Here is an 8,097-nt window from a genome sequence, read left to right on the forward strand (position 1 = left end):
AAAATGTTAAAAAGCACGAATACAATTCAAAGGTGTTAAGCAGATTAAAAAAAATTAAACAAGCATTATTCTTAAAAAAAGAAAAAAAATAATTAGTATGGATAAAGTTGTAGTTGCATATAGTGGAGGTTTAGACACATCATATTGTGTAAAATATTTACAAAATGAATTAAACCTTGAAGTTCACAGTGTTTTAGTAAATACTGGAGGATTTTCTGATGAAGAATTGAAAGCGGTAGAAGCGAAAGCTTATGAAATGGGAGTGAAATCTCATACCAATTGTAATATTTTAGAAACGTACTATCAAAAAGCTATTCGATTTATGGTGTATGGAAATGTATTAAAAAATAATACCTATCCATTATCGGTAAGTGCAGAACGTGTTTTTCAAGCAATTGAGGTGGTAGAATACGCTAAAAAAATTGATGCTAAATATATTGCACACGGAAGCACAGGAGCTGGAAATGATCAGGTTCGTTTTGATATGATTTTTCAAACATTAGCACCAACTATTGAAATTATAACGCCAATTAGAGATTTAAAATTATCTAGACAAGAAGAAATAGAATATTTAAAAAAACACGGCGTAGATTATCCGTGGTCTAAAGCAAAATACTCTATTAATAAAGGAATTTGGGGAACTAGTGTTGGAGGTGTTGAAACCTTAACTTCGCACCAAGGATTACCTGAAAGTGCCTACCCAAGTCAGTTAGAAAAAACTGAGCCAACAACTATTAAATTACACTTTAAAAAAGGTGAGTTAGTTGGATTAAATGATGAATTAGATTCGTCTGTAAATACCATTTTAAAATTAGAAGCTATTGCATCTAAATACGCTATTGGAAGAGATATTCATGTTGGCGATACTATTGTGGGTATAAAAGGAAGAGTTGGTTTTGAAGCTGCTGCTGCGGTGGTAACTATTAAAGCACATCATTTATTAGAAAAACATGTATTGTCTAAATGGCAACAAAATTTAAAAGAGCAATTGGCTAGCTGGTACGGAATGTTATTTCATGACGGTCAATATTTTGAACCAGTTATGCGTAATATCGAAGCCTTTTTAGAAGATTCTCAAAAAACCGTAACCGGAGAAGTGTTTGTAACCTTAAAACCATATCATTTTAGTTTAAATGGAATTGAATCTCCGCATGATTTAATGAAATCTACTTTTGGTGAATATGGAGAAACAAATAAAGCTTGGAGTGCAGACGATGCAAAAGGGTTTATTAAAATTTTAGGAACTCCAAATAAAATATTTCACAGTGTAAATAGCAAATTATGATTAAAGCAGGAATTATTGGTGGAGCAGGATATACAGCAGGCGAGTTAGTTAGATTATTAATACATCATGCACATATTGAAATAGATTTTGTGTACAGCACTTCTAACGCTGGAAATTATATTTATGATATACATCAGGATTTGTTAGGTGCACTAGATTTAAAATTTACCGATACTATAAATACCAATGTAGATGTATTGTTTTTGTGTTTAGGACACGGAAATTCAAAAAAGTTTTTAGAAGCTAACACGTTTTCTGAAGGCACAAAAATTATTGATTTAAGTAATGATTTTAGATTGATAAAAGATGCTGTTTTTCAAGAAAATGAATACGTTTACGGTTTGCCTGAATTGCAACAAGCAAAAATTGAGAAAGCAAATTACATTGCAAATCCTGGTTGTTTTGCAACAGCTATCCAATTAGCTTTGCTGCCTTTAGCAAAAGCTAATTTGTTAAATAGTTCGGTACATATTAATGCAACTACAGGATCAACAGGAGCAGGAGTTTCCCCAAGTGAAACAACACATTTTAGTTGGAGAGATAATAATTTCTCGATATACAAAGCATTTACACACCAACATTTAGGCGAAATTTCTGAAAGTTTAGGCTTGTTACAAGCTAATTTTTCTGAAGAATTATTTTTTATCCCAAATAGAGGGAATTTTAGTAGAGGAATTTTTGCTTCCCTTTATTTAAAGTTTGATGCACCTATAGAAAAAGCGTATCAATTATTTGAAGATTTTTATGCAGATGCGGTTTTTACAAAAATTTCAAAAAAGCCTATTCATTTAAAACAAGTGGTAAATACAAACAATTGTTTTATCCATTTAGAAAAGCACGGAAATATGTTATTAATTACTTCAGCAATTGATAATTTATTAAAAGGAGCATCCGGACAAGCTATTCAAAATATGAATTTAATGTTTAAATTAAATCAAAAAGAAGGCTTGCAACTAAAAGCAAACTCATTTTAAAAAAAACAGATATGAAAATAGCAATTATAGGCGTAGGGAATTTAGGATATTCAATTGCCATTGGAATTTTAACACAAAAGAATTTCAAAATTAAAAATTTGTATTTAACAAAGCGTGATACAGAATCTTTAAGTTCTTGGGAAAAATTACCCAATGTTAAAATTACCAGCGACAATAAAAAAGCAGTTCGCTATTCCGATATTGTTATAATTGCTGTACAACCAAAACAATTACATACTGTTTTGGAAGAAATAAAAGAAGTGGTGAACCCTAAAAAACACACCATTATTTCAGTAGTTACTGGTAGAAAAACAGATGAAATTGAAAGTGTTTTAGGTTCAGATGTTCCAATTATTAGAAGTATGCCAAATACAGCTATTTCTGTTGGACAATCTATGACGTGTTTAAGTGCCAATGTAGCAGGAAAAGAAAACGTAGAATATGCAAAAACTATTTTTAATTCTTTAGGACAAACAATGTGCATTGAAGAGCGTTTAATGCAAGCTGCCACAGTAATATGCGCAAGTGGAATAGCCTTTTGGATGCGTTTAATTAGAGCAACTTCACAAGGAGCTATTCAATTAGGTTTTGATGCTAAAGAAGCACAAGAATTAGCAGTTCAAACATGTTTAGGTGCTGCAAGTTTGTTAATTCAAACAGGAAATCATCCTGAAGAGGAAATAGATAAAGTTACAACACCAAGTGGTTGTACTATTGAAGGTTTAAATGAAATGGAACACCAAGGTTTAAGTTCATCTTTAATTAAAGGCTTGGTAACTTCATTCGAGAAAATTAATCAGATTTAACATTTTTATTATGAAATTATTTGATGTTTACCCACTATACAATGTAACTCCAGTAAAAGCTGAAGGTTGTTATGTTTGGGATGAAAATAATGTAAAATATTTAGATTTATACGGTGGTCATGGCGTAATTTCTATAGGTCATACACATCCAAAATATGTAGCTTCATTAACAAAGCAATTACAAAATATTGGATTTTATTCTAATTCGGTACAAATGCCTTTGCAGGTAGAATTGGCCGAAAAATTAGGTAAACTTTCTGGTTGCGAAAATTATAATTTATTTTTATGTAATTCAGGCGCAGAAGCCAATGAAAATGCATTAAAATTGGCATCATTTGTAACAGGAAAAAGTAGAATATTAGCATTCAATAATTCGTTTCACGGACGTACTTCGGCAGCAGTTGCGGTTACAGATAATAAGAGTATAAATGCACCCATTAATTTACAACAAAAAGTTACTTTTTTACCGCTAAATGATATTGAATTAGTTATTCACGAAATAGGAAAAGGCGATGTTGCTGCTGTAATTATTGAAGGAATTCAAGGTGTTGGAGGTTTAGATGAAGGAACTACGGAGTTTTTTAAAGATGTACAAAAAGTTTGCAATGATAATTGTGTGTTGCTAATTTTAGATGAAATTCAATCTGGTTATGGAAGAAGTGGTAAATTTTTTGCTTTCCAATACCATACTATTCAACCAGATTTAATTACCACAGCCAAAGGAATGGCAAACGGTTTTCCAATAGGTGGTGTTTTAATTTCGGATGTTTTTAAAGCAAAATATGGCATGTTAGGAACCACATTTGGTGGAAATCACTTGGCTTGTGTTGCTGCAATTTCTGTGTTAGATATTTTGGAAGAAGAAAATTTAATAGCCAATGTAAACGAAGTTTCTAACTATTTTATGGAAGCAATTAAACAAATTCCTGAAGTGAAAAAAGTGAAAGGAAGAGGTTTAATGTTAGGTGTTGAATTTGATTTTGAAGTTGGAGAATTACGAAAAAAATTAATTACTGAAAAACATATTTTTACAGGAGGTTCAAACAATAAAAATTTATTAAGAATTCTGCCTCCTTTGTCAATTACAAAAGCGCAAATTACTGAATTTATAACGGCGCTAAAAGAAGTTTTAGCATCATGAAAGGATTAACGGAACAACAAAGAAACAGTGTTTTAAAAACAATGGCTCAACTAATTGCTGAAGAAAGAACGGCAATTATTACCTCCAATAAAATTGATGTTGAAGCTTATAAGGGTGATGATTTAGCAATGTATGATCGCTTAAAAGTTGATGATGCAAAAGTAGATGGAATGATTTTATCATTACAACAATTAATTGCTGATGTAGATCCTGTGGGGAAAGAATTATACAATTTCACCCACGAAAACGGATTGAAAATGACCAATAAAACGGCACCTTTTGGAACTGTTTTAATTATTTATGAATCTAGACCTGATGTTACTGTTGAAGCAGGTGGAATTGCTTTTAAATCGGGAAATAAAATTTTATTAAAAGGCGGAAAAGAGTCTTTAACTTCTAATTTAAAAATAGTAGAATTGTGGCATAAAGCGCTACAAAAAAATAATATTACTACCAATTGGGTAGAATATTTAAACTACAACAGAACAGAAACACAAGACTTTTTACAGCATCCTACACAAAAAGTAGATTTAATTGTGCCACGCGGTGGTGAAAAATTAATTGCCTTTGTTAAACAACATGCAACTTGCCCAGTAATTGTAAGCGGACGAGGAAATAATTTTTTGTATGTGGATACGGAAGCTGATGTAGAATTAGCTTTAAAAGTGATTATAAATGCAAAAACGGCAAAAATTTCGGCGTGTAATGCATTGGATAAAGTGTTGATAAATACAAATTTAATTAATAAAGAAACTTTTATTAAAACGTTAATTACAAAATTAATTAATGAAAAAGTAACTGTTTTAGGCGATACTGAAATTTCTAAATTTGAAAATGTTTCAGCTTTTGATGATGATGCTATTTGGTACGAAGAGTTTTTAGATTATAAAATAGTTGTAGGAATAGTAACTTCAATGGAAGAAGCTATTTTAAAAATTAACACCTACGGTGGCGGACATTCAGCAGTTATCATCACAAAAAATAATGAAACAGCTCAAAGCTTTATGGAATCGGTAGATTCTGCTGCGGTGTATCAAAATGCATCTACGCGTTTTACAGATGGTGGTCAGTTTGGTTTGGGTGGAGAATTGGCAATAAGTACCGATAAATTACATCATAGAGGTCCAATGGGATTACAACATTTAGTTACTAACAAATGGTACGTTTACGGAAATGGGCAAATCAGGTAAAAAAAGAATATTGCTAAAAATTGGTTCTAATGTACTTACAAAAGAAACCAATCATTTGTCGCGTGGAAAAATTGAAGATATAGCGTGTCAGATTTCCGATTTAAAAGATGATTACGAATTTGTAATTGTAACTTCAGGAGCAATAGCAGTTGCAAAACAGTTTGTGCAATTAGAAAGTAACGGTAAGGAAATTAATGTAAAACAAGCATTGGCATCTATTGGGCAACCACATTTAATGCGTATTTATATGGAAAGTTTTAGAGAACTTGGCTTGTTAACATCGCAATGTTTATTGTCTTATTCCGATTTCAAAAAGGAAGAATCTAGAACAAACATTAAAAACACCATAAATGTGTTGGTTGAAAACAGTTACATTCCTGTTATTAATGAAAATGATACGGTAGCTACAGACGAGATTAAATTTGGTGATAACGATAAATTATCGGCTTTAACGGCAGCACTTTTAAATGTAGATTTGTTAATTATTGCAACCAATACCAACGGAATTTATAGTAAAGAATCAATAGAGGCTAAAAACCCTCAAACAATAAAAGAAACCAATAATATTCAATTTTTAAGAGATCAAATTCAAGCATCGGTTTCATTACACGGAACTGGAGGAATGTCAACAAAAATTGAAGCTTCAGAAATTGCTCAAAATGCGAATATAGAAACTTGGATTGTAAACGGATTACAAGATAATTTTGTTGTGAATGCCATTAAAAATAACAGTGATTTCACAAAAATAACAACTAAATAAGTATGCAACATTATACAAATATTAACGATTTAGATAGCTTGCAAAAAACAGTGAAGGAGGCTATTGAATTAAAAAAGAATGAAAAAGAATTTCAAAAATTAGGTGAAGGTAAAACCATTTGCTTGTTGTTTTTTAATAATAGTTTACGTACGCGTTTAAGTACTCAAAAAGCGGCTCAAAATTTAGGACTAAATTGCATAGTGATGAATTTTGGAAGTGAAGGTTGGGAATTGGAGTTTGAAGATGGAGCAATAATGAATCAAAATAAATCGGAACATGTAAAGGAAGCAGCTCAGGTAATTGCGCAATATTGCGATATTGTGGCTATTAGAGCATTTGCATCCTTAACAGATAAAGAAAAAGATAAAGCAGAGCTTGTAATTAATAGCTTTAAAAAATACGCAGGAATTCCAGTAGTTAATATGGAAAGTGCTACAGGGCATCCGTTACAAGCATTGGCCGATGCTATTACTATGGAAGAATATAAAGTGCCTCATAAACCTAAAGTGGTTTTGTCGTGGGCGCCGCATCCAAAAGCGTTGCCACAAGCGGTTGCTAATTCTTTTGTTGAAATGATGCAATTACAAGATGCAGATTTTGTGATAACACATCCGGAAGGGTATGAGTTAGATCCAGAAATTACTAAGAATTCGAGAATAGAATACGATCAAAATAAAGCGTTTGAAAATGCAGATTTTGTGTATGTGAAAAACTGGAGTAATTTTAATGACTACGGGAAAGTGGTGAATAAAGATGAAAATTGGATGGTAACTGCTGCTAAAATGAAGTTAACCAACAACGGAAAATTTATGCATTGTTTGCCAGTAAGAAGAAATGTAATTGTTGCTGATGAAGTGATAGATTCGGAGAATTCAATTGTAATTCCTGAAGCAAATAATAGAACCTATTCTGCACAAATTGTGTTGAAGAAAATATTGGAGAATTTATAGTTATTATAATTCGTGAGCCTGAACTTGTTTTAGGTTCTCATACTAATTTGGACTTTAGTTGATAAGATTCTGAAACAAGTTCAGAATGACGTTCTCAAATTTAAAACAATAATAAATAGGTTTTTAGCCATTATTGGTGTTTTTCACCAACAATTAAACAACTAAACGAATTAACATTTTCAATAAATAACCAGTAATAACAAATGGACAAACAAACCTTACAAATAGTAAAAATTGGTGGAAATGTAATTAATGATGAAATTGCTTTAGCTTCATTTTTAAAAGATTTTGCAGCATTAGAAGGACCAAAAATTTTGGTGCACGGTGGTGGAAAAAGAGCTTCAGAAATTTCTTCAGCAATGGGCTTGGTTCCTCAAATGATTAATGGAAGAAGAGTAACAGATGCTGCAACCGTTGAGGTTGTAACTATGGTGTATGCAGGTTTGTTAAATAAAAATATTACAGCTCAACTTCAAAAACACAATTGCAATGCTTTAGGATTATCGGGTGCTGATGCCAATTGTATTTTAGCACATAAACGCATTGTAAAAGATATAGATTATGGTTTTGCTGGAGATGTAGATGCTGTAAATGCTGATTTTATTAATGTATTATTACAAAATAATGTAACGCCAGTTTTTTGCGCAATTACGCATGATAAAAACGGACAATTATTAAATACAAATGCTGATACCATTGTTTCGGAAGTGGCAATTGGGATGAGTAAATTATACAATACAGAACTAAATTTTGTATTTGAATTAAAAGGTGTTTTAAAAAATATTGAAGATAAAAATTCCGTAATTGCACATATAAATCCTGCAACTTATAAAGAACTGACGGATGCTGGAATAATAGCAGATGGAATGCTTCCAAAAATACATAATTGCTTTAATGCATTGGAAAAAGGTGTAGGAAAAGTAAAAATAGGAGATGCTTCGTTAGTGCAAAGTCAAAATAAATTATATACAACATTAAGCTTAAAATAATG

8 protein-coding genes are annotated in these 8,097 nt (G+C 31.4%); all 8 read left to right on the top strand.

Features of this window, described 5'->3' with window-relative positions:
* Positions 1–97 precede the first annotated feature (97 nt).
* The 8 genes from ABY298_RS13365 (at position 98) to argB (ending at position 8,095) form a co-directional block, all read left to right on the top strand.
* Complete coding sequence (locus ABY298_RS13365) at positions 98–1,285, top strand: argininosuccinate synthase (RefSeq protein WP_372746561.1); 1,188 nt, start codon at positions 98–100, stop codon at positions 1,283–1,285.
* Positions 1,282–2,259, top strand: coding sequence for an N-acetyl-gamma-glutamyl-phosphate reductase (argC, locus tag ABY298_RS13370; protein WP_372746562.1), 978 nt, complete (start codon positions 1,282–1,284; stop codon positions 2,257–2,259). Before ABY298_RS13365 ends, argC begins: the two co-directional genes overlap by 4 nt.
* An 11-nt stretch (positions 2,260–2,270) precedes the next feature.
* On the top strand, positions 2,271–3,065 hold the full coding sequence (gene proC / locus ABY298_RS13375; protein ID WP_372746563.1) for a pyrroline-5-carboxylate reductase: 795 nt from the start codon (positions 2,271–2,273) through the stop codon (positions 3,063–3,065).
* Between the two features lie 10 nt (positions 3,066–3,075).
* Positions 3,076–4,206, top strand: coding sequence for an aspartate aminotransferase family protein (locus ABY298_RS13380; protein ID WP_372746564.1), 1,131 nt, complete (start codon positions 3,076–3,078; stop codon positions 4,204–4,206).
* Positions 4,203–5,396, top strand: a complete 1,194-nt coding sequence (locus ABY298_RS13385; RefSeq protein WP_372746565.1) for a glutamate-5-semialdehyde dehydrogenase — start codon at positions 4,203–4,205, stop codon at positions 5,394–5,396. Before ABY298_RS13380 ends, ABY298_RS13385 begins: the two co-directional genes overlap by 4 nt.
* Positions 5,380–6,156 (top strand): glutamate 5-kinase, encoded by a 777-nt coding sequence (gene proB, locus ABY298_RS13390; protein WP_372746566.1) that lies wholly within the window; start codon positions 5,380–5,382, stop codon positions 6,154–6,156. Before ABY298_RS13385 ends, proB begins: the two co-directional genes overlap by 17 nt.
* 2 nt (positions 6,157–6,158) lie before the next feature.
* The gene (locus tag ABY298_RS13395) at positions 6,159–7,106 is read left to right on the top strand and encodes an N-acetylornithine carbamoyltransferase (RefSeq protein ID WP_372746567.1); all 948 of its coding nucleotides are present in this window, start codon (positions 6,159–6,161) and stop codon (positions 7,104–7,106) included.
* Positions 7,107–7,309: 203 nt separating this feature from the next.
* The gene (gene argB, locus ABY298_RS13400; protein ID WP_372746568.1) at positions 7,310–8,095 is read left to right on the top strand and encodes an acetylglutamate kinase; all 786 of its coding nucleotides are present in this window, start codon (positions 7,310–7,312) and stop codon (positions 8,093–8,095) included.
* Positions 8,096–8,097 lie beyond the last annotated feature (2 nt).

This window comes from Lutibacter sp. (assembly GCF_041596795.1).
Classification (GTDB): Bacteria; Bacteroidota; Bacteroidia; order Flavobacteriales; family Flavobacteriaceae; genus Lutibacter.